We start from the raw sequence: 21,410 nt of genomic DNA on the forward strand, positions 1-21,410 counted from the left end.
CATGGCCATCACCAGCAGCTTCATGCGGTACGGCACCGTGCCGTCGGCGATCATCAGCGACGGTGTGCTGCCGATCCCCCTGTGGGCGGTCACCGCCATCTCCCTCGCCCAGACGTACCACCTGCCGCCGATCGGCTCCACCGCGCACAAGGCGATCGTGGCCACCCACGACGACACCATCACGCTCACCGGTGTGCTGGTCGGGGCGGAACGCTACGCCTGGAAGTTCGCCCTGGAGACGATGGCCGAGGCGAGCAAACGCGGCACGGCCCTCGCCGCGTACTCCGGGGGGAAGTTCGGCGGGCTGATCCTGGTCACCTCGATGACCATCCGCACCGACATGCAGGTGCAGTCGTTGACCTTCAACGCCTCCGCCGCCCGCCGCGACGTCCTGGACACCACCATCACCCTCGTCCACGTGCCCCGTCCCAGCCTGCTCGGCAAGCTGCTCGACGTGGCCAGCATCGGAGTCGGCGCGCTAGCCGACGGGTTGGGCAATTGATGCCACCGTTCCCGATCGACCGCTACCTGCTGCCGGAGACGCCCGTCGAGGTGCCCGCCGGGTTCACCGAGGTGCGGCAGAGCCTCACCGCCGGCCTCCCGCACCGCGTCGAGCTGGGCGCCGGTGTGCACGGCGTGCTGATCCTGCCCACCGGGCTGGCCCGGCAGTGGCTGGCCACCGACCCGCTCGCCGTGGTGAGCAGCTCCGCCGACGACCTGGCGCCCCGACCAGCGCCGCCGACCGCACCCCCGCCCCCGGCGCTGGTCGGCCGGGCGCCGCTGCGCCTCGTCGTCCGCCAGGGCACCCGGATCCTCGGCTCGGTGCCGTTCGCCGCCGGTCTGCGCCGGGTCTGCCCCGACGCCGGTACGCCCGCCGACACCACCGGCTCCGCCCGGGTCGCCGTCGAGGTGCTGGTGCTCGCCTGGGTGCTGCACGCCGGGACGGTACGCGGCTCCGGCGACTACGGCTCGTCGGTGACGCTGGCCTGGCGGCGCGCCGACCAGGCGGTGGACCAGTTCGGGCCGCCGCCGATCAACGAGTTCGTCTGGCGTCGTCGTCCACCGGCCCAACGGGTCGAATCCGAGCTGGGCCCGGCCCGGCTGCGTTACCGCTACCTGCTCGACAAGAAGCTGCGGAGGGTGCTGCGATGACGCTCACGCCGTTCCAGACCGGTCAGGTCCGCCAGGGCGCGGTCGGCAACGACGCCGGCTGGACCATCACCTTCCACCGGGAGACCCCGACCGGGCTCAGCCCCGACGTGGCGCTCACGCTGACCAGCGCCGACTACTACGCGGCCATCGACGCCGCCCTGCCCGACGGGTTGGGTCCCGGCGCGTACACCGTCACCGTGCAGGGGCTGATCGACGAGCACTTCGCCGCGCTGCGCACCGCCGAGGGGCAACCGCCGCTGGTGGCGAAGCTGCACCTGTACTGGCGCGACGCCAACACCTCGGTCGGCGCGTTCTTCACCAACCTGGTCGGCGTCAACGCCGGCCCCACCCCGGCCGAGCTGACCCAGGCGCTGGTCGCCGTCCTGCGGGTGACGAAGGTGCGCCGGCTCACCGGCGAACGGACGTACGACACCGAGTTGACCCTCGTCGAGCAGGCGTACGCCCGGCTCGGTCAGCGGGTCGCGCAACGGTTCGAGGCGGCCACGTTCAACGCCGCGGTCCAGACCATCGCCCAACGAACCGGAGTGGACATCACCACCTGGGGCGCCAACCCGGACGGCACGATGACCCGGGGCGCCACCGAGGCGGCCGGCGACGAGCGGGCCGCCTTCGGCGCCGGGCTGCTCTACCGTGCCGCGCTGGAGCGGATCGGCGGTGCGGTGCAGCAGTCGCTCAACGCGTACGGGCGGGGGATGCTGCTGATCCGCGACGGCACCGTGCACGTGGGTAAGCGGCCCATCCCGTACCCGGAGGGCGAACCGAAGCCGCTCACCCTCGCCACCGGCCTGCTGGCGTGCACCGAGAACGGCAGCCAGGACACCGACCCGTACGCGGCCACCGAGGCCGGCGGCACCGCCGCGCCCCGCCGTCGGGCGTGGACGCTGACGCTCAAGGGCCGCCCGGACCTGAAGCCCGGTGACCTGGTGCGCTTCGACCCGCCCGCCACCGACGAGGCCACCACGCTGGGTAGCGTCGGCGCGGCGCTGCTCGGCTCGTTCGCCGCGCCGTTCGCCCCGTCGACCGGGGAGTTGGGTGCGGGGGCGAAACTGCTCTACCTCAGCGCCGCCCGGCACACACTGTCGCGTACCGCCGGTTTCGTCACTGTGGTGCAGGGCGTCGAGGTCGCCGCCGCCGCACAGGCCTGGGACAGCTGGAGCGACGCCTCCGGTGTGGCCGCCGCCGAACCGGCCGGCCCGACCTCGTCGCCCGGGGTGGCCGCCGCCGACGCGGTGCGCCGCGCCGCCCGGGCGGCCCGGGGCGAGACCCGCGGCCTGGAGATCGGCGAGGTACGCGCGGCGGCCACCAACGCCAGCGGCGCGGTCGAACCACCGGCGCAGACCGAGACGGTGTGGGAGGGCCTCGTTCGCCCGGACGGCCGACCCAACGGCGCCCGCCGTCTTCCGGTACGCCGGGAACAGCCCGCGCCGCTGCCCGGGGTGACCTACCTGACCCCGTTCGCCTGGGGCGGCTGCGGGCTGATTCTGCCCCGCTACCCGGGCACCCGGGTGGCGCTCGCCTACCGCAACGGCGCGCCGGACGACCCGGTCGACGTCGGCGCGCTCTGGCCCACCGGGCACGCGCCGGTGTCCGAGCCGGGGGACTGGTGGCTCTCCCTGCCGGTGGGGGTGGCCAGCACCAGCCGCTCGTCGATCGGTGACACGGTGACCCCCGCCGACCACGACGGCAAGGTGGCGCACGACCTCACCGACGGCGACGGCAACCGGGTCATCGAGCTGGGCGAGCTGACCGTGCGGGTGGGCCGGGCCCAGCTGAAGGGGCGCGGTCAACGCCCGGCCCGCGCCGACGAAGCCGACAGCATCACCATCGAACACGCCGCCGGCGGGTCGTCGATCGTGATGAAGCAGGACGGCTCGATCACCATCACCGCCACGCAGATCGACCTGGACGCGGGCAACGGCGCGGTGAACATCAGCGGCGGCACGGTCAGCATCGCCGCCGACGACGTCGACGTCCAGGTCGGCAACGCGATGAACGTCCACTGAGGGGAACGACATGGCCTTCGTGCTCACCACGTCGAGCGACGTGCACTGCCCCAACCAGGGGAAGGTCTCTCCGGCCGGGCAGGGCAAGCTGACCGTCGACCACAAGCCGGTGGTCCGGCTCGACGGCATCAGCGGCAAGTCGGTGACCGGCTGCACCATCGCCACCAGCAACTCCACCAAGCAGTGCAGCACCGTGGTCTCGGCGACCGGAGCCGCCGGCAAGCTGACTGTGGGCGGAGCCGGGGTGGCGCTGGGCTCGCTCGGCGGCGCCACCGACGGCAGCACCTCCGGCCTGGCCGCCACCGCCGGGCAGACCAAGCTGAAGGCGGTCTGAGATGGACCGCACCGAACGGGAACGGCAGGCCGCCCAGCGCCGCTACCTCGGCTGGGGCCTCGCCTTCGAACCCACCATGCCCGGTGTGGACCTGGCCCGCGACGTCGTCTTCGACGACGGCCCCGACGGCCGGGTGCTGGCCCTGGTCGCCGGCACCGACAACGTGGCGCAGAGCCTCGCGGTGGCGCTGACCACGCTGCGCGGCTCGAACGTCTTCGACGCCACCTTCGGCTTCGACGGTCTCAACGCCCTCGCCGAGCAGATCGAGCCGAATCTGATCCGCGAACAGGTCCGCATCGGCATCATCACCCTGCTCGACCGCGACCCGCGCGTCCGCAAGATCGTCGACGTGAACCTCGACGACGGCCGGCTCGGCGCGGGCCGTGCCGACGACGCGGCGGCGGCAGCGCTGCGGTCCTCCCGCACCCTCCAGGTCCAGGTCCAGTTCGAAACCATCACCGACGACCGGCTCTCGGTGCATCTCGGGGAGCTGCCAAATGTCTGATCCGACGCTCCCGGCCGAGCTGGCCGACGTCCTGGCCGTCGACGCCGCCGCCCTGCGGTCCACCGGCTCGACCGGCTTCGGCATCGTCGAGAGCGGCTTCGTGCCGAAGTCCTTCGCCCGGCTGCTCGCCGAGAAGCTGGCCACCGCCCGGCTGCTCTTCGGCGACGACATCGACCTGACCAGCGGCGCGGTGCTGCGCAAGGTCCTCGAACTGGCCGCGCTGGAGGACGCCCGACTGTGGGCGGCGCTCGGGGCCGTCTACGACAACTCGTACGTCGTGTCGGCGACCGCCGACGCGCTGACCCGCCTCGGCGAGGAACTCGGCATCCCCCGGCCCTACCTGCCGGCGCGGGGCACGGTGAAGCTGACGCTGACCGCCGCGCTGCCCACCGGCCGCACCCAGCTCACGCTGCCCCGGGGTGCCCGACTGTCCACTCCCGGCGGGCACCACGTCGCCCTGGACGAGACGGTCGTGCTCTCCGCCGCCGTGGCCGAACGCGTACCGGCCGTCGCCGCCTTCTACCCCGGCCCCGCGCACAACCTCGACCCCGCGCAGCCCAACCAGAAGATCGACAGGTGGAACCGGGCCGACACCCTGCTGGCCGACCTGGACGACGCCGAGCAGGCCGCCGGCAAGGAGCTGGTGGAGATCACCCACACCGTCGCGCTGACCGGGGGTGAACAGCAGGTCCCCGACGCCCGCTACCGGCAACTGCTGCTGGCCGCGCCCCGCTCCATCTGGACGGCCGAGGCGATCGGCCTGGCCGTGGCGACCGTGCCCGGCGTACGTCAGGTGCAGGTCTTCGACGGCCGGGGCGGGCTGGACCTCAACCAGTCCATCTTCGGCAACTTCAATTTCATCGAGCGGGTCTTCAGCACCGAACGTGACCTGGGCAACCCGTACTACGTCACGGTCCTCGTCGCGCCCACCGCCGCGGCGATCTGGGACGGCCCGGACGGTCTGCACGCCGCCGTCGAGTCGGTCATCGAGGACCTCCGCCCGGTGGGCATCTTCGCCTCCGTGGACCGCGCCGACGAGGTGGGCATCGGCGTCGAGGCGGACCTGGTGATCCGGGGCCTGCCCCTGCCCACCGGCTCGAAGGAGACGGTGAACGCGTCCACCGCCGCCACCGAGCTGCGCGCCCGCCTGCACGCCCGGCTGCGCCGCTACGTCGACGAGTTGCCCTTCGGCGAGCCGGTCCGCGCCGCCGAGGTGATCTGGACACTGATGAACGAGCCCGGCGTCGCGGACGTCCGCGACCTGCGGCTGGTCCGCTTCCCGGCCGACTCGGCGGTGGTGGTCACCGGCAGCGCACCCACCGGCGACGGCGTCCAGCGACTGCCGGTCGGCGACAACGCGGTGCTCGCCGCGAACCAGGTGCCCGTCTACGTCGACCGGGACGACCCCCGGCCGTTCCGGATCGTCTGAGCGGGGGCCCGATGACCGACATCCGGGTACCGGTGGACGGTGCCGACCCGTCCGTCGAACGTAACCTCGTCGACCAGCTGGAAGGCCCGTACCCCGGCACGGTCCGACGGGTCGTGGTGCCGCTCACCGGCACCGGCGCGGCGGTGGTGGACTGGACCAGCCGACACCCCCTGCTCACCGTCGTGCTGCGCCGCGACCTCACCGAAGAGACGGTACGGGTGACCGTCACCGTCGACCCGGGTGGCACGGGGGAGAGGGCGCTGCCACCGGTGGTCTTCGCCCCCTGGTCGGCCGGCGGGGCGTCGGTGCCCGCGTACGTGCCGGACACCGCCGACGAGCCCCTGGTCGCCTCGTTCGCCGTCGCCGTCACGGCCGAGCGCGCTGTCGACGGCGCGCCCGCCACGGCGGTCACCGGTGCCGCGCTCACCGGGTTGGTCGAGCTGGCCGTGCTGGAGGGCAACCTGGGCCGGCTGCTGTATCTGGTGTCGTACGAGAAGCACCGGCTGCGCCGCGCGGCCCGGGAGGTGCACGCCTACCGCACGCTGGCGCACGCCCGGCGGGACGCGCTGGACCGGATCGGCGCGGACGTCGGGGTGCCCCGCTTCGTCGACGAGCTGGTGCACGAGCCGACCAACGGCGAGGTGTACGCCCGCCGGCTGGCCCCGCCGGCCCGCGAGCCGGACGCCGCGTACGCCCACCGGCTCGGGCTGTACCGGCGGTTCCTGCTGCCCACCCCGGGCGCGGTACGGCGACTGCTCAACGGCCCCGGCGCGGACACCGACCCGAACACCGGGCTCTTCGCCGACCTGCCCGGCGGCGCGCGCTTCACGCTCCGCGAGGACGACGACCGGTTCGCGGTGGCGATCCGGCTGGTCGCCGCCGGCGATCCGCAGCACCGCACGAACTTCCTCGCCCAACTGCGCCGCGACCGTCTCGTGCTGCCCGCGAACACGCCGCCGAACAACACGGTGCACGCCGGCCGGGCGCTACCGGCCAACCGGCTGACCGAGATCACCGCGCTGCGGGCCAGCCTGCGCCAGTCGTACACCTTCGAGAGCACGCACGGCATCGCGCCGCCGCTGGCCGCGGCCCTGGACCGGGCGGGGCGGGTCTGCCGGGCGCTCGGCTCGTCGATCGTGTGGCAGGTGACCCGGGCCCAGGACGACGCCGGCGGCAGCCGCTACGAGTTGGGTCTCGGCGTGGACGTCAGTTGGCCGACCCCGGCGCAGGCGACCGACCTGCGCAACCGGGTGCTGGACACCGGGCGCGCGGTCACCGCCGACCGGACCGCCGAGGCGCTGATCGCCGCCGCCCGCGCCGCCGGTGTGCCCACCGTGGGGGCGGACGGGGAGGTGGCCTGGCTGTGGCGGGTGTGCGGGCTGCCGACCGCGCACCGGATCAGCACCACCCGGATGTACGTGTCGCACCTGCCCACCCGAGGACTGGCGGTGACCGCCCCACTGAACGCGGCTGTCGGTGCGGACACGGCGGTCGAGGCGCAGTTCCACGCACCCGGTGATCCGGGCGGCAACGCGTTGCTGCTGGCCGGGCTCCGCGCGGCCGGTGCGGCCTGGACCAGCTCAGGTGAGACCGCCTGGTCGCCGATGACCGACGCGGCGGCCCGCACCCGGTGGGCGGCCGTGCCGACCCGCCCGGCCGGTCAACCGGTCGACGCGGTCCTGGCCGCCGCCGGGCTGCCGGCGGTACGGGACCCGGCGCCGGTGGTGGCCGCGCTGAACCGCCTCCCCGACGAGCTGGTGGAGACCGTCGAACTGCCGGCCGCGTTGGCCGCCGCGCTGATCGCCGGGCAGCCGGCCGCCGGTGATCGGCTGGCCCGGCTGGTCGGGTTGCTGCGCGACCAGCACCTCGCCGCCGCGCTGCCGCTCGTCGAGACGGGTAACCGGTTGCTGCTGGTGTGCAGCGTGATCGGCCTGCCGCAGGCCGGGCTGAACCTGGCCGAGCGCCGGGCCACCGGGTTCCGTTGGTACACCGTGGGGCTCGGCGGCGGCACCGCGGAGATCAAGGCGGTGGGCGCGCGGACCGTGCTGCGCCCCACCCACGCCGGGTTGGTCGCCGTGGTGGCGCTCTCCTACGTGCGGACCGGTCGGACCGACCCGTACGAGTTCCGGGTGGAACTGCCCGACGGGGTGACGCTGAACCTGGAGCAGTACGAGCGGCTGATGAACGCGCTGTCGCGGGTCTGCCCGCTCGGCGTGGAGGTCAACACGTTCGGCATCCGCCGCGACCACGTCGACCTCGACGACGACGGCACCGCCGAGCCGCTGCGCCCGGCGGTGGCCCGGACCTTCCGCACCTTCCAACAGCGCCGGCACCGCGGCGTGTACGACCAGCTCTGAGAGGGACACCACCATGGCTAGTGAGATCAACTACGACGGGGTGACCGTCACCGAGCTGTACGAGGCGTTCACCAAGCACGGCATTCCGGCCTCCGACGCCAGTGTGCTGGTCTCGTCCTGGATCTACGAGAACGTGGGCACCGCGAAACGGGTGTTCAGCTATGCCGAGGCGTTCCCCGCCGTCGAGCCGGGCTGCGCGCCGCCACCGTTCGCCCGTACCTTCGCGCACACCGACTGGGTCGACGGCGAGGACGTCGTGCAGGCCGGGCAGACCCCGGGCGAGCAGGGCTTCAACGAGCGGTTCCACCGCATCGAACACGACCTGGACCACCTCGGGGCGGACCTGGCCAAGGCGTTCTCCTGCATGGCGGCCATGCGGGTCAGCCTGCGCCGGCTGCTCGACGAGATCCGCGCGGAGATCAACCGGCTGCACTCGACGGTGCACGAGAACAAGATCGTGCCCGGCCCGTACACCTTCGAGCAGATCCCCAACTACATCGGCGCGTTGGACTTCGGGAAGTACATGGGCACCACGATGTTCATGGACAAGAAGGTCAGCATCTGGCAGACCAAGGCCGGCACCATCGTGCTGCCCGCCGTCGAGACCCTCGGGGTGGACGTGGTGGTCGGGCCGAAGGTCCGCGGTGCCGCCCAACTCGCCCGCTACGCCGCCGAGCACGGCGACGTCCGGCAGCGCTTCCCGCGCGAGGTGAAGCTGGTGGAGTTCATCCGGTTCTTCGGCGAGGACGAGGTGGCCGACGGCCGGAGCATCCGCGACGTGCTCAAGGTGTTGCCGGCCGACACCAGCTACCCGAGCCTGGACGCGATGTTCGCCGAGGTCAGCGAGCGGGAGGCCGTCATCGTCCGGACCACCGTCGGCGCCCAGTCGGCGGTCTCCGCCGCGCTCGGCATCGAGGCCGAGCTGGAGAACGTCGCGGACGCCGACATCGCCATGCTCGCCGGGGTGCCCACCAAGGCCCGGGCCGCGCTGGCCCGCGCCGGGATCAGCACCCTCGGCAAGCTGGCCGACGCGCCGGCCGAGCAGGTGCTCGGCATCATGAAGGAGGCCGGGGTACGCGCCGACGTCGGCGACGCCGCCGAGTGGACCGGGTACGCCCAGACGCTGAGCAAGCTGCGCTGAACGGTCGGCACCGACTCCGGCGAACGGTTGATCCACGCCGCTCGCCGGGTCGGTGTGACGACACTGCGCTGGCGCGACGATCGTCCACACCCGACCGTGGAACTCCCACGGGGCGATCGGTGCGAGAGGCGCAAGCATGGCTGTTCACGAGGTGACGCGGGACGATCGCACCGGGACGCCCGAGGCCGGCACGGGGTTGCCTCCCCGGTACGCGCTACGGCTGCTCGGCGGGTTCGGGTTGGAACGCGACGGACGGGCGGTGGCGGTGCCGCAGGGCGCCCGCCGACTGCTGGCCTACCTCGGCGTACGGCAGCACTGTGCCCGGTCCGAGGCCGCCGGCACGCTCTGGCCGGGCTCCCACGAGGAGCGCGCCCGCGCCAACCTGCGCACCATGCTCTGGCGGCTGCACCGGGTGACCCCCGAGCCGCTGGTGCGGGAGGACGATCGGCTGGCCCTGGCCCCCGGGGTGGTCAGCGACGTGGCCACCCTGGGCGCGGCGTCCACCGCGCTCCTGGCCGGCAATTCACCGGCGGTGGGCGTCGGCTTCGGCGTGCCGGCGCTGGCGACCGGCGAGTTGCTGCCCGGCTGGTACGACGACTGGGTGCTGACCGAGCGGGAACGCCTGCGACAGACCCGGTTGTACGCGCTGGAGGCGCTCGCCGAGCGACTCACCACGCAGGGCCGCTACAGCGAGGCGGTGCAGGTGGCGTTGACCGCCGTGCACCTGGAACCGCTGCGGGAGAGCGCCACCCGGGCGTTGATCGCCGTGCACCTCGCGGAGCGCAACATCAACGAGGCGGTACGGCGGTTCGAGCTGTTCCGTGCCGACCTGGGCCGGGAGTTGGGCGTCGCCCCGACACCCTGGCTGGAGCAGCTCGTCCGCGCCGGTGTGACCGGTGTGACCGGTGCGACCGTCCCGTCTCCGTGACCGGCCCGCTGTCGCGGCCCCTCGCCGGCCCCACGCCTTCGCCCTCCTGTACCCTCTTTCGCCCTCTTTGGTCCGTCCACGGCGGCGACCCCCGGACACCTCTCGGCCGTCCTTTGCTCTGCACCCACGGAGGCGACAGTCACCGTCTGTAGCTGGTGCGCCCAGGGGTGCAGAGCAAAGGATGCGCATGAGGTGAGGTGAGGGGAGCGAGGTGAGGGGAGTGAGGCGCGGGGAGCAGGGTGGGGTGAGCGCGGCGCGGCGGGGTGAGGGCGCGGTGGGGCCGGTCAGTGTGTCGCGGGTGGGATGCTCTGCTCGTACTGGAAGACGTTGTGGGGGTCGTACTTCGCCTTGTTGCCGGCGCCGCGTAGCGCCCAGAGCAGGTCCGCGTGGTTCCACGGGTCCACCTCGAGTACCTTCGCGCCGTCCGCGCCCGCCGCTACGACGATCTCCACGCCGATCAGGTTGTCGCAGGCCATCCCGAGGTAGCGGGTGAGGAAGCCGAAGCCGCCGCCGAGGGTCGCGCCGGACAGGCCGACCGTCCCCTCCGTGCCGGTGGTGGCGGCCAGGTCGTGCTCCCCGAGCGCGGTCACCGCCTCCAACTGGTTCAGCCCCGCGCCGACCTTCGCGATGCGACCGGCGGGATCGATGTGGCTGGCCTTCAGTTCGCTGACGTCGATCACGATGCCGTTGTCGACGTTCGACGTTCGACGTTCGACCAGCCCTCAAGGCTGTGGCGTCCACTGCGTACCCGCAGCGCGACGTTGTGCTGCCGTGCCCAGGTGAGGGCGTTGACCACGTCCCGGGTCTCCTGGGCGAAGACGATGACCAGCGGATAGTGCACGAACAACTCGTCCCAGCCGAGGCTCGCGTCCGCGTAGTCGGGGCTCTGGGGACGGACGACGCGTCGCCCTGAGCAGATCGCGGCGGGACAGGACGTGAACGCAGATCCGAGAATGTGTCGCGGAACCCGGGCGGGTGACGCGGCGAGCGTCAGTTCGGGGCCGGCTGGTCCAGGATGGCGCTGAAGCGCTCCTCGGCGAGATCGAGCTGGGCGAAGATGTGCCGCTTCACCGCGGGCGACAGCGGTGTGTCCGGCCGGCCGATCAGGTCCCGGAAGAGCGGCACCAACGGCCGGTACTTCCGGGCCGACGAGACGACCTTCGGCCCGACCGTGTGGATCACTCCCACACCGTTGTCGGTGAAGTCCGACACCTTGATCACTCGAGCCCAGGGCTCCCGGTCCAGGCTGACCGCCAGGTGCTCCCGGTACTGCGTGTTGCGGTCCCGCGCGGGGTCGTACACCGGATTGGTGACGGCGGCGACCAGGGTGGCCACCCGCTGCCCGAACCGGGAGGCGAGCGCGCGCAACGCGGCAGCGGTCGGGTCGCCCCCCGGGTCGGCGTCGGCCAACTCGGACGGGTGGTCCTCGACCGCGTCGTGCAGCAGACCGGCGACGATCACATCCACGTCCCGCACCTGGTAGTGGTGCATCAACCGGATCGCCACCCGCAACAGGTGGTTCAGGTACGGCTCACGGACGCGTCGGTCGTCGCGGTGCAGGTCGGCGGCGAGATCGAGCGCGGCGGTCAACCGCGCCCGGGCGGCGTCGTCGAACTGCTGGACCTCCAACCGGAAGCGCTCCAGCAAGCCCGGTTCGCCGTGGATCTCGGTGATCGCGTGCATCGGCATGCTGCCCAGGTGCGGCGGGAAGTCCATGCGTCACTTATAGCCGATCTTCTCCACGTCGATGAGCCCGTACGTCGTCGACCCGACCACGATTCCCCACCCCCGCCTCGGTCGATCATGGAGTTGTGGTGGGTGACAGAGCACCCCTTATGGGGCCGAACCGGTCACCACAACTCCATGATCGACGTGGCAGGGTGGGGTGGGGTGGGGTGGGTCAGGCTGGTAGGCGGTTGGCGCCGGCTAGCGGATCTATCAGGGTGGGGACCAGCGGGGTGGGGAGGGCCGGGGCGCGGCGCAGGGTCGGTGTCCAGCCTGCGTCTGCGGCGAGGTCGGGATCGTGGCTCGCGTTGTACGCCGCCAGCAGGTCTGCCGGCCGCGCCGGCCCGTCGCCCTGGCGCACCCAGGAGCCGCGCTCGGTCAACGCGGTGCCGCCCCAGTCGTAGAGCAGATCGGCCGGGTCGACCGCCGCGTCCAGGGTGAAAAAGTTGTTCTGCGCGTAGATCGCCGACTGCACGCCGACGCCGAGCGCGTACTGGAAGTCGTCCCCAGCGAGCCGGTAGTGGTTGTTGTAGACGTCGACCTGCCCGAAGCGCACCCTCGGCAGCCGTTGCAGGACACCGTCGAAGAGGTTGTGGTGCAGCGTGACCCTCAGCCGCCCCACGTCCGGTCCGACGGTGTTGGACGAGCCGATCAGCAGCAGCTTGTCCCGGCCGGTGAAACGGTTCCACGACGCGGTGACCAGGCTGGCCGTGTGCGTGACGTCCAGCGAGCCGTCGTGCACCTGGTACGGCCTGCCGAAGTGGACGGGTTGGGCGCTGTCGGGGTTGTCGCCGTCGGTGAACGTGTTGTGGTCGACCCAGACGTTCTCGCTGCGGCGTACCGAGATCTGGTCGTACTGGCTGTTCCAGTTGCCGGCCTCACCGTCGGTCGGTGACCACGCGGGGAAGCAGTCCCGGGCGTCGACGAGGGTCAGGTTGCGGACGATCACGTTCGACGCCCGGTCGATCATCAGCGTCAGGCCGGTCAACAGTGCGCCGCGCAGCCCGACGATCGTGGTGTTCGGGCCGACGTTGATCTGGGTCTGTCGGGTCTGGTTGGCCACCGAACGCACCCGGGCCTCCTCCAGCGGCCCGCTCGGGGCGACCCGACCCCACACCGTCGGGTCGTAGGCCTGCAGATAAGCGTCCAACCGGTACGCCGGGTCGGCCAGATCGGCGCAGCTCAGCGCAGCGCCGTCGGGTCCTTCGAAACCGTCGACGACGCCGTCGACGTAGACGAGCTTCGGCGTCGCGTCGGCGGCGTTGGTGGCGTTGTCGCCGCCCAGCGCGGCGATCAGCTCGGCTCGGCTGTGCACCACTGTGGTCCGCTCCGGGGCCGCCGCCGAACCGCCGGTGGTGCCGGGGCCGTCGGCCGCCCAACCGTCTCGCGCGGGCAGCGCCTGCCGACCGAGCTGGCGGGCCGCCCAGGAGAGCCGGTCGGTGGCCGGAGAGTCGGGGCGGGCAGCGGCGGCGGCCGGTGTCTCCGGGCGGGCAGCGGCGGCCGGGGCGGCACCGAGCAGGAGGGCGACCACCGTCGCGCCGGTGAGGACTCTGCGCATGAGTCTCTCCATTCACTGGAGGTGTGGGGGTGTGGGTTCGTCGTCCGGCTATCTCGTCAACTCGGCGCGGTACGCGGCGACCGCCCAGGGCACCGCCAGCTCACTCGGGAGCGCCACGCGCTCGGCCGCCCGACGCAGCACGTCGACCACGCCCCGCAGGTGACGGACCCGCTCCCCGCCCTCGCCGACCGTGGTCACCAGGTCCCCGTCGAGCAGCCGGGGCTCGGGGGCGGCCCGTAACGCGTCCAGCAGCGCGGTGAACGGCGCGGTACGGGCCAGCGGCGCGATCAGCGGCACCCCGGCCGGGTCGGCCCGGTGCGCGAGCAGGTTCTCCAGCAGTCCCGACCGCCCCGGCACCCGGCGGGTCACCACGTCGCCGGGCAGCCGCAGCCGGTCCGTCGGGTACTCCAGCACCGCCTGTCCGGTCGTGCCGGTCACCACGACCTCGCCCGCCACGAACTCCTCGGCGGCCAGGGTCACCGCCACCAGCACCGGCGGGCCGGCGCGGAACAGGACCCGCAGCACCGCGGTGTCCTCCACCTCGATCGGGCGGACCCGGTAACGCTCCACCTCGATCGCCACCGGCCAGGGTGTCGCACCGCCGAGTGCCTCGGCGACGGCCAAGCACTGCATCACCGCGTGCGCGAGCGGGTTGGCCAGCGCGCCGTCCAGCACCGGTCGGCCGTCCACCGTGCGACGACCGGCCCAGGGGGAGCGGGCGTAGTAGGCGTCCGGCCGTTGCCACGCGGCCACCGTGGAGATGCCGGTGACGGTGCCCAGTCGGCCGGCGGCCAGCGCGTCGGTCAACGCGGTGAGGGCCGCCGAACCGAGCGCCTGGAAGCCGACCTGGGCGACCCGTCCGGCGGCGGCGAGAGCCCAGGTCAGCTCCTCGTGTTCGGCCAGCGACAGCACCGGGGGTTTCTCCACCAGCAGGTCCGCGCCGGTGGCCAGGGCGTCGCGGGCGATCGCCAGGTGGGTGTGCGGCGGCGTGCAGATCACCACCACGTCCGGCCGGGTGGCGGCCAGCATCGCCCGGTGGTCGGTGAACACCTGGACGCCGGGGGGCACCGGCGCCGCCGGGTCGTCCTCCACCGGCCGGACGTCGACCAGGGCGACGAGTCGCAGCCGGCCGTCGGCGTGCAGCGGCGCGATCGCCCGCCGATGCCACCGGCCGTGCCCGTTCGCCCCGATCACCGCCACCCGGGGCGGCGGCGTCGCCCCGTTCACCACCCACCGGCCAGCGTCGGCCCGCTCATCGGGCACCGGCCGGTCTGCGGCCGCTCACCCGGTGCCAGCCGGTTCGCGGCCCGGTCACCGGGCACCGGCCACTGTCGCCTCGACGCCGTGCTGTTGCAGCGCCGTCAACCAGGCGACCACGTCGGCGCGGACCTCGTCGTCCTCGGCGACCTCCACCGGGATGACCTCACGCAGCGCGAAGAGCGCGTCGACAGCGCCCTCCGGGCTCTGCCGGCCGGCGCTGAGCGCGGCGCGGATCGGCCCGGCGAGGGGGTCCTGGAACGGCAACGGCTGGCCGTCGTCGGCGTACCCCAGAGCGAAGCGCAACCAGGACGCCACGACCAGCGCGCCCCAGCGCGCGGACCGACCGGTCGCGCGCAGGTCGACGATGGTGTGCAGGACACGCTGCGGCAGCTTCTGTGAGCCGTCCATCGCGACCTGGAGGGTGCGGTGGCGGATCGCCGGGTTGCCGAACCGGGCGAGGACCTGCTCGCCGTAGTCGACCACCCGGACCCCGTCCGGTGGGGTGAAGCTGGCGGCGACGTCCTCGGCGATCAGCCGGCGCAGCACGTCGCCCAGGTGCGGGATCTCCAGCGCCTCGGCGACAGTCTCCCGACCGGCCAGCGCGCCCAGGTAGGCGGTGGCCGAGTGGACGCCGTTGAGGGCCCGCAGCTTCAACCGCTCCCACGGGCCGGCGTCATCGGTGAGCACCGCCCCGGCGTGTTCCCAGCCCGGCCGGCCACCGGGGAAGTCGTCCTCGATGACCCACTGCGCGTACGGTTCGGCGGCGACCGCCGCCAGGTCGGTGACGCCGAGCGCCTGGCGTACCGCCTCGATCGTCTCCGGGGTGCTGGCCGGGACGATCCGGTCCACCATGGTGCCCGGACAGGAGACGTTGGCGGCCACCCAGTCGACCAGCCCGGTGGGCACCCCGACGGCACGACCGACCGTCTGGTCGAGCATGCCCCGCAATCGACGACCGTTGGCCGGCAGGTTGTCGCAGCTGACCAGCGCCACCGGCCCGGCGTCCGCGGCGGCCCGGGCGGCCAGCCCGCGCAGCAGCAGCCCCGGCACCGTGCGCGGCGGAGCACCGCCGGCCAGGTCCGCGGCGAGCGCCGAGTCCGGGGACAGGTGGCCGGTCACCGGATCGAGGTGGTACGCCTTCTCGGTGACGGTCAGCGTCACCACGCGCACCGCCGGGTCGGCGAGCAACGCCACCACGGCGTCCGGGTCGCTGGCCGCGTGCCGGACGCCGCTCAGCGCACCCACCACCCGGGTGGCGCTGCCGTTCGCGGAGAGGGCGCTGACGGTGAACAGGTTGTCCTGGGCGGTGAGCGCCTCGACCACCGCGGTGCTGCGCGGCGCGACGGCCACGATGCCCCAGTCGCCGCCGGCCGCGCCGACCGCCGCCTCGGTGAAGACCGCCTGGTGGGCGCGGTGGAACGCGCCCAACCCCAGGTGGACGACGCCGGTCGGCACCGTCCCGGGCCGGATCAGGGGGCGGGCCTCGACGGGCAGGTGGCGCACCATGCCCAGGCCGAGCCGGGACGCGCCGACGGTCACCGCCACGCCGGACCGTCCGGGAAGCGGAACTCGGCGATCGACGCCGGTTTCATGGTGGCGCTGTAACCGGGCCGCTCCGGCAGCAGGTAACGGCCACCGCGGGTACGCACCGGGTCGACGAAGTGCTCGTGCAGGTGGTCGACGTACTCGATCATCCGCCCGTCGAGCGCGGTGCCCACCCGCAGGTAGTCGAAGATCGCCAGGTGTTGGACGTACTCGCAGAGGCCGACCCCACCGGCGTGCGGGCAGACCGGCACCCCGAACTTCGCCGCCAGCAGCAGCTCGGCCAGGACCTCGTTGACACCGCCGACCCGGCACGCGTCGATCTGCATCACGCCGATCGCCTCGGCCTGCAACAACTGTTTGAAGATCACCCGGTTGGCGGCCACCTCACCGGTCGCGACCCGGCACCGGCCGCCGGTCACCTCGGTCACCGCGCGGGCGATCCGGGCGTGACCGAGGATGTCGTCGGCGTGGGTCGGCTCCTCGATCCAGTACGGGTCGACCTCCGCGAGGGTGGCCATCGCGGTGATCGCCTCGTCGACGTCCCAGACCTGGTTGGCGTCCATCATCAGCAGCGCGTCCGGGCCGATCTCGGACCGGATGATCCGGGCCCGCCGCAGGTCGTCGGCGAGCGCGCCGCCGACCTTCATCTTCATCGCCCGCCACCCGTCGTCGTACGCCTGCCGGGTCAGCGCCCGCACCTTGTCGTCGGGGTAGCCGAGCCAGCCGACCGAGGTGGTGTACGACGGGAAACCGTCGCGTTCCAGCGTGGCCAGTCGGTTGGTCAGCCCGTCGCGTCCCTTGTCGAGGATGGCCACCGCCTCGTCCGGGGTGAGCGCGTCGCTGATGTGCTTGAAGTCGACGCTGGCGACCAGTTCCTCGGTGGGCAACTCGGCGAGGAACCGCCACATCGGCTTGCCGGCCAGGGTGGCCCGCAGGTCCCACACCGCGTTGACCAGCGCGCCGGTCGCCATGTGGATGACGCCCTTCTCCGGGCCCAACCAGCGCAGCTGCACGTCGGCGCTGAGCGAGCGCCAGAACGCCACCGGCTCGGCGGTGATCTCCTCGATGGTGCGCCCCCGGACGTGGTGGGCCAGCGCGCGGACCGCCGCGCAGGTGATCTCGTTGCCCCGGCCATTGGTGAAGGTGAACCCGGCGCCGATCGCCCCGACGTCGGTGCCTAACTCCACGTACGTCGCCGAGTAGTCGCCGCGGTTGATCGCGTCGGAGCCGTCGCCCCGCGCGGCGGTCGGGAACCGCACGTCGTGCACCTCGACGGAGGTGATGGTGATGCTCACTGGTTGGTGCCTCCAAAGTTGAAGACCCTCTTGGGCAGCCGGTACGCCAGGTCGACGATGGTCTCGGCGGCCTCGTCCATCGGCAGCCGGTGCTCGGCGACCAGCCGGGCCAGGAAGCCGGCGTCGACCCGGCGGGCCACGTCGTGGCGTACCGGGATGGAGCAGAACGCCCGGGTGTCGTCCACGAACCCGGCGGTGTTGTAGAAGCCGGCGCTCTCGGTGACCGTCTCCCGGAACCGGCGCAGCACCTCCGGGGAGTCCAGGAACCACCAGGGCGCACCGAGCAGCAGCGCGGCGTACCCGCCGGCGAGGGGCGCCAACTCGCGGGTGAAGGTGTCCTCGTCCAGTGTGTAGAGCACCACCCGCAGCCGACTGTCGTTGCCGTAGCGCTGCAGCAGCGGGGCGAGCGCGTGCACGTACTCGGTGGCCTGCGGGACGTCGCCGCCGACGTCGCGGCCGTGCCGGGCGTGCAACCACCGGTTGTGGTTGCGCACCGCGCCGGGGTGCAACTGCATGACCAGGCCGTCGTCGAGCGACATCCGGGCGAACTCCACCAGCATGTGCGCCCGGAACGCCTCGGCGTCGGCGGCGTCGGCCTGGCCGCGCCGACCCCGGTCGTACAGCCGCTCGGCCTCGGCCGGCGTCAGGTCCAGGGTGCGCGCGGTGGGGTGGCCGTGGTCGGAGGACGTCGCGCCGGCGGCGATGAACGCCGCCCGTCGGGCCCGCAGCGCGGCCAGATAGCCGGCGTACGTGCCGGTGTCCTCCCCGGCCCGCTCACCGAGCCGCTCCACGTTGGTCGACCAGCCCTCGAACTCCATGTCCACCACGTCGTCCGGACGGAAGGTGGTGACGACCCGACCGCCCGGACCGCCCCAGCCGTCGGCGGCGAGCTTGGCGTGCTGGCCGAGGTCGTCCAGTGGCGACTCGGTGGTGGCGAGGACCTCGATGCCGAACCGCTCGAACAGTGCCCGGGGCCGGAAGTCCGGCTCGGCGAGCCGGGCCGCGATCTCGTCGTAGAGGGCGTCGGCGGTGGCCGGGCCGAGCGGGGTGTGCACACCGAACACGGTGCGGAAGGTCTGCTCCAGCCAGAGCCGCGACGGGGTGCCCCGGAACAGGTGCCAGTGCGCGGCGAAACGTCGCCAGATCACCCGCCCGTCGGTCTCCACCGGGCTGCCGTCGCGGGTGGGCACACCGAGGTCCGACGGGGGTACGCCCTGACTGAGCAGCATCCGGGTCAGGTAGTGGTCGGGAACGATGAGCAGCTGCGCCGGGTCTCCGAAGGGCCGGTCCTCGGCCAGCAGGGCCGGGTCGACGTGCCCGTGCGGCGAGATGATGGGCTGCGTCGCCGCGAGGGCGTACAGCTCCCGGGCCAGCGCGCGCTGGCCCGGTTCGGGCGGCAGGAGCAGGTCGGTGTGGTCGAACGTCGGCACGGGGATGGGCTCCTCGTCTCCTGGTCAGCGGGGGGTGAGCAGGTCGGCGACCCGGACCGGTCGACCGGTCTCGAAGGACCGGTTGGCCGCCAGGCCGGTGAGCAGGGCCAGCGCGCCGTCGTCGGCGGTCGCGGCGCGCTCCAGCGGGTCGGGTTGCCCGCCGAGGAGCACACCTGTCATCCGGGCGTCCGCGCCGCCGTGACCGTGCCGGCTGCGCCTCTCGACGGGGATCTGCCGGGGCGGCTGCCAGAACGGGCGCACCGTGAGGGTCGCGCCACCGCCCTCGGGCGGGGCTTCGACACCGTGCAGGGCGGCGCCCTTGACCGCGCCGGCGGTGCCCCGGTCGACGAAGTCGTTCTCGGTGACCTCCAGCTCCAGCCGGCCCCGACTGCCGTTGACCATCACCCGGTAACCCTCCCAGGGGGCGTACGCGGTGAGGTGGTAGGTCATCGTGGCACCGGTGGAGTAGCGGGCGAGCACCGCCATGTCGTCCTCGATGCTGACCCCGGGGGCGAAGACGTTGCGGTCGCGCTGGTAGCCGTCCTCGGCCTCGGCGTCGAGGTACAACTCACGCAGCCGGGGGTGCGCGTCGAGTCGCAGCGCGAACGGGTCGTCGGCGGCGGCGGGGGAGCCGTACGCCCGGTCGTAGTCGCGGGCGTAGCCGTGCCGGCGGCCGTCCTCGCCGTAGAAGAAGAGCCGCCCGGCCGCGTAGACCTCGACGGGCGTGGCGTCCAGCCACCAGTTGACCAGGTCGAAGTGGTGGCTGGCCTTGTGCACCATCAGCCCACCGGAGCTGGCCTTGTCGCGGTGCCAGCGGCGGAAGTAGTCCGCGCCGTGGCGCACGTCGAGCAGCCACTCGAAGTGCACCGAGCCGATCTCGCCGACCGCGCCCTCGGCGAGCAGTCGGCGGACCTGTTCGTGCAGCGGGTTGTAGCGGTAGTTGAACGCGACGGTCACCTGGCCACCGGTCTCGGTCACCGTGTCCAGGATGCGCTGACAGCGCGGCACGTCCACGGTCATCGGCTTTTCGGTGACGACCTGCCGGCCGGCGCGCAACGCGGCCACCACGTACTCGTCGTGGGTGACGTCGACGCTGGTGACCAGGACGACGTCGACGTGTTCGGCGTCCAGCATGGCCACGAAGTCACCGGCCGGGTAGGTGGGCACCGGAGGGTGGCCCAGCTCGGCCAGCCAGCGGTTGTGCGCGTCCATCCGGGCCTGGTTGACGTCGGCGAAGGCGACCAGCGCGGTGGTGTCGGCGTGGTCGAGCACCAAAGCGCGGACGAACATCTCGGCGCGCGCGCCGGTGCCCACGACGGCGTACCGGACCCGGCCGTCGGCTCTCGGTGACATGCGGGTGCCTCTCCGATGATCCTGCAAAGGTTTGCAATGAAGTAATCACGATCGATGTGATCGCGTCAACGGCGACGATACAAACGGCGGCGAATGTCCGTGTTTGCGAGGCGTTAGTTCACCAAGAGGAGTCCGGATGCAACGAAGCTGTAGCCATTGACCGTTGACACTGGCGCAACCGTTTGCATTAATGGGCCACACCCACGTGACCGCCACCACATCGGACGAAGGGGCCGCCGTGCCAGTCACCATCCGGGACGTCGCCCGGGCGTCCGGTGTGCACATCTCCACCGTGTCCCGCACCTTCTCCGCTCCGCACCTGGTCAACCCGGAGACCCGGGTCCGGGTGCTGGCCTGCGCGGAGGATCTGGGCTACCGGCCGAACCGGGCCGCGCGGGCGCTGATCACCGGGCGTACGCACAACATCGGGCTGATCATCGCGGACATCGCGAACCCGTTCTTCCCGCCGCTGATCAAGGCGGCGGAGAGTCAGGCCCGGCACCGCGACTACCACGTGTTCGTGGCCGACACCAACGAGGACCCGACGGCGGAGGAGGAGCTGGTCCACGCGTTGGCCAAACAGGTCGACGGGGTGCTGCTGTGCAGCCCACGGATGAGCAACAGCCTGATCGAACAGCTCAGCCGTGAGGTGCCGCTGGTGGTCGTGAACCGCCAGGTGACCGGCCTGCCCTGCGTGCTGATGGACGTCGGGCAGGGCGCCCGGTCGGCGATCGAGCACCTGGTCGGCCTCGGGCACCGCAGCATCGCGTTGCTCGGTGGCCCGCGCAGCTCGTGGACCAACCGGGAGATGCGCCGGGCCGCCGGCGCGGCCGCCCGGGCCGGCGGCGCGGAGCTGACGGTGCTCGGCCCGAACGCGCCCACCGAGACCGGCGGCTCCGCCGTCGCCGAGCAGGTGCGGCGCAGCGGTGTGTCGGCCGTGCTCGCCTACAACGACCTGATGGCGATCGGCCTCATCGAAGGGCTGGACGCGCTCGGGGTCCGGGTGCCGCAGGAGGTGAGTGTCGTCGGGGTCGACGACATCACCCTGAGTCGGCTCACCCGACCCAAACTGACGACGGTGGCCACACCCACCGGGGCCGCCGGCCGGACGGCCGTCGACATGTTGCTGCAACAGGACACCGAGTCACCGCGCGGCGCGCGGGGGCTGGGTGCCGGCACCGCGCTCGGCGTCCGTCGTACCACCGCACAGGTAATGCTCCAGACCGACCTGGTCATCCGCGACTCGACCGGCCCGGGCCCGCACGCCCGACCGGCACGTCCCCTGGCCGCGCCGCAGGGCCCGGACCCGCATTGCCCTGCGGGCCCGGGCATCCCGACGGCGGCCACCGGTGACGCCGTCGCCTCCTAATGCCG

The 21,410-nt window shown here is 72.8% G+C and carries 19 protein-coding genes; 10 read left to right on the plus strand and 9 right to left on the minus strand.

Annotated features, from left to right (window positions below; genetic code table 11):
- Position 1 precedes the first annotated feature (1 nt).
- From GA0070612_RS20320 to GA0070612_RS20360, 9 genes are all read left to right on the plus strand, one after another.
- Complete coding sequence (locus GA0070612_RS20320) at positions 2-502, plus strand: hypothetical protein (RefSeq protein WP_053659787.1); 501 nt, start codon at positions 2-4, stop codon at positions 500-502.
- On the plus strand, positions 502-1,152 hold the full coding sequence (locus tag GA0070612_RS20325; RefSeq protein ID WP_088989353.1) for a hypothetical protein: 651 nt from the start codon (positions 502-504) through the stop codon (positions 1,150-1,152). Before GA0070612_RS20320 ends, GA0070612_RS20325 begins: the two co-directional genes overlap by 1 nt.
- Entirely contained in the window at positions 1,149-3,176 is a 2,028-nt protein-coding gene (locus GA0070612_RS20330; RefSeq protein ID WP_088989354.1) for a hypothetical protein, read from the plus strand. Before GA0070612_RS20325 ends, GA0070612_RS20330 begins: the two co-directional genes overlap by 4 nt.
- 10 nt (positions 3,177-3,186) lie before the next feature.
- Complete coding sequence (locus tag GA0070612_RS20335; RefSeq protein WP_088989355.1) at positions 3,187-3,510, plus strand: hypothetical protein; 324 nt, start codon at positions 3,187-3,189, stop codon at positions 3,508-3,510.
- A 1-nt stretch (position 3,511) separates the two neighbouring features.
- Positions 3,512-4,015 (plus strand): GPW/gp25 family protein, encoded by a 504-nt coding sequence (locus GA0070612_RS20340; RefSeq protein WP_088989356.1) that lies wholly within the window; start codon positions 3,512-3,514, stop codon positions 4,013-4,015.
- A complete protein-coding gene (locus GA0070612_RS20345) occupies positions 4,008-5,444 on the plus strand; it encodes a baseplate J/gp47 family protein (protein WP_088989357.1) in 1,437 nt (478 codons plus the stop codon). Before GA0070612_RS20340 ends, GA0070612_RS20345 begins: the two co-directional genes overlap by 8 nt.
- Positions 5,445-5,455: 11 nt before the next feature.
- Positions 5,456-7,801: a hypothetical protein gene (locus tag GA0070612_RS20350; RefSeq protein WP_088989358.1), complete on the plus strand. Its 2,346-nt coding sequence runs from the start codon at positions 5,456-5,458 to the stop codon at positions 7,799-7,801.
- A gap of 13 nt (positions 7,802-7,814) precedes the next feature.
- The gene (locus GA0070612_RS20355; RefSeq protein ID WP_088989359.1) at positions 7,815-8,942 is read left to right on the plus strand and encodes a hypothetical protein; all 1,128 of its coding nucleotides are present in this window, start codon (positions 7,815-7,817) and stop codon (positions 8,940-8,942) included.
- Positions 8,943-9,078: 136 nt separating this feature from the next.
- Entirely contained in the window at positions 9,079-9,870 is a 792-nt protein-coding gene (locus GA0070612_RS20360) for an AfsR/SARP family transcriptional regulator (protein WP_088989360.1), read from the plus strand.
- Between the two features lie 284 nt (positions 9,871-10,154).
- Here GA0070612_RS20360 and GA0070612_RS32145 read toward each other — a convergent pair whose 3' ends face one another.
- From GA0070612_RS32145 to GA0070612_RS20400, 9 genes are all read right to left on the minus strand, one after another.
- Positions 10,155-10,550 (minus strand): FAD-binding protein, encoded by a 396-nt coding sequence (locus tag GA0070612_RS32145; protein ID WP_197699201.1) that lies wholly within the window; start codon positions 10,548-10,550, stop codon positions 10,155-10,157.
- Positions 10,547-10,711: an FAD-binding protein gene (locus GA0070612_RS32150; protein WP_197699202.1), complete on the minus strand. Its 165-nt coding sequence runs from the start codon at positions 10,709-10,711 to the stop codon at positions 10,547-10,549. Before GA0070612_RS32150 ends, GA0070612_RS32145 begins: the two co-directional genes overlap by 4 nt.
- A gap of 149 nt (positions 10,712-10,860) precedes the next feature.
- The gene (locus GA0070612_RS20370) at positions 10,861-11,586 is read right to left on the minus strand and encodes an HD domain-containing protein (RefSeq protein WP_088989361.1); all 726 of its coding nucleotides are present in this window, start codon (positions 11,584-11,586) and stop codon (positions 10,861-10,863) included.
- 184 nt (positions 11,587-11,770) lie between these two features.
- Positions 11,771-13,153, minus strand: a complete 1,383-nt coding sequence (locus GA0070612_RS20375; RefSeq protein WP_088989362.1) for a pectate lyase family protein — start codon at positions 13,151-13,153, stop codon at positions 11,771-11,773.
- A gap of 48 nt (positions 13,154-13,201) precedes the next feature.
- A complete protein-coding gene (locus GA0070612_RS20380) occupies positions 13,202-14,416 on the minus strand; it encodes a Gfo/Idh/MocA family protein (RefSeq protein WP_231924268.1) in 1,215 nt (404 codons plus the stop codon).
- 48 nt (positions 14,417-14,464) lie between these two features.
- Complete coding sequence (locus tag GA0070612_RS20385) at positions 14,465-15,958, minus strand: mannitol dehydrogenase family protein (protein WP_231924269.1); 1,494 nt, start codon at positions 15,956-15,958, stop codon at positions 14,465-14,467.
- On the minus strand, positions 15,949-17,253 hold the full coding sequence (locus GA0070612_RS20390; RefSeq protein WP_088989363.1) for an enolase C-terminal domain-like protein: 1,305 nt from the start codon (positions 17,251-17,253) through the stop codon (positions 15,949-15,951). The genes GA0070612_RS20385 and GA0070612_RS20390 overlap by 10 nt, the downstream gene beginning before the upstream one ends.
- Positions 17,250-18,683, minus strand: coding sequence for a glucuronate isomerase (gene uxaC / locus GA0070612_RS20395; RefSeq protein WP_088989364.1), 1,434 nt, complete (start codon positions 18,681-18,683; stop codon positions 17,250-17,252). Before uxaC ends, GA0070612_RS20390 begins: the two co-directional genes overlap by 4 nt.
- A gap of 24 nt (positions 18,684-18,707) precedes the next feature.
- Positions 18,708-20,036 (minus strand): Gfo/Idh/MocA family protein, encoded by a 1,329-nt coding sequence (locus GA0070612_RS20400; protein WP_088989365.1) that lies wholly within the window; start codon positions 20,034-20,036, stop codon positions 18,708-18,710.
- A gap of 238 nt (positions 20,037-20,274) precedes the next feature.
- Here GA0070612_RS20400 and GA0070612_RS20405 point away from each other — a divergent pair, with 238 nt between their 5' ends.
- Complete coding sequence (locus GA0070612_RS20405; protein ID WP_088991642.1) at positions 20,275-21,405, plus strand: LacI family DNA-binding transcriptional regulator; 1,131 nt, start codon at positions 20,275-20,277, stop codon at positions 21,403-21,405.
- Positions 21,406-21,410 lie beyond the last annotated feature (5 nt).

The organism is Micromonospora chokoriensis (genome assembly GCF_900091505.1).
Lineage (GTDB): Bacteria > Actinomycetota > Actinomycetes > Mycobacteriales > Micromonosporaceae > Micromonospora > Micromonospora chokoriensis.

Coding starts and splice junctions, on each gene's coding strand:
- GA0070612_RS20345 (WP_088989357.1), top strand. CDS start 4,008: ATGTCTGATCCGACGCTCCCGGCCGAGCTGGCCGACGTCCTGGCCGTC.
- GA0070612_RS20355 (WP_088989359.1), top strand. CDS start 7,815: ATGGCTAGTGAGATCAACTACGACGGGGTGACCGTCACCGAGCTGTAC.
- GA0070612_RS20400 (WP_088989365.1), bottom strand. CDS start 20,036: ATGTCACCGAGAGCCGACGGCCGGGTCCGGTACGCCGTCGTGGGCACC.
- GA0070612_RS20320 (WP_053659787.1), top strand. CDS start 2: ATGGCCATCACCAGCAGCTTCATGCGGTACGGCACCGTGCCGTCGGCG.
- GA0070612_RS20325 (WP_088989353.1), top strand. CDS start 502: ATGCCACCGTTCCCGATCGACCGCTACCTGCTGCCGGAGACGCCCGTC.
- GA0070612_RS20330 (WP_088989354.1), top strand. CDS start 1,149: ATGACGCTCACGCCGTTCCAGACCGGTCAGGTCCGCCAGGGCGCGGTC.
- GA0070612_RS20360 (WP_088989360.1), top strand. CDS start 9,079: ATGGCTGTTCACGAGGTGACGCGGGACGATCGCACCGGGACGCCCGAG.
- GA0070612_RS20340 (WP_088989356.1), top strand. CDS start 3,512: ATGGACCGCACCGAACGGGAACGGCAGGCCGCCCAGCGCCGCTACCTC.
- GA0070612_RS20370 (WP_088989361.1), bottom strand. CDS start 11,586: ATGGACTTCCCGCCGCACCTGGGCAGCATGCCGATGCACGCGATCACC.
- GA0070612_RS20375 (WP_088989362.1), bottom strand. CDS start 13,153: ATGCGCAGAGTCCTCACCGGCGCGACGGTGGTCGCCCTCCTGCTCGGT.
- GA0070612_RS20350 (WP_088989358.1), top strand. CDS start 5,456: ATGACCGACATCCGGGTACCGGTGGACGGTGCCGACCCGTCCGTCGAA.
- GA0070612_RS20335 (WP_088989355.1), top strand. CDS start 3,187: ATGGCCTTCGTGCTCACCACGTCGAGCGACGTGCACTGCCCCAACCAG.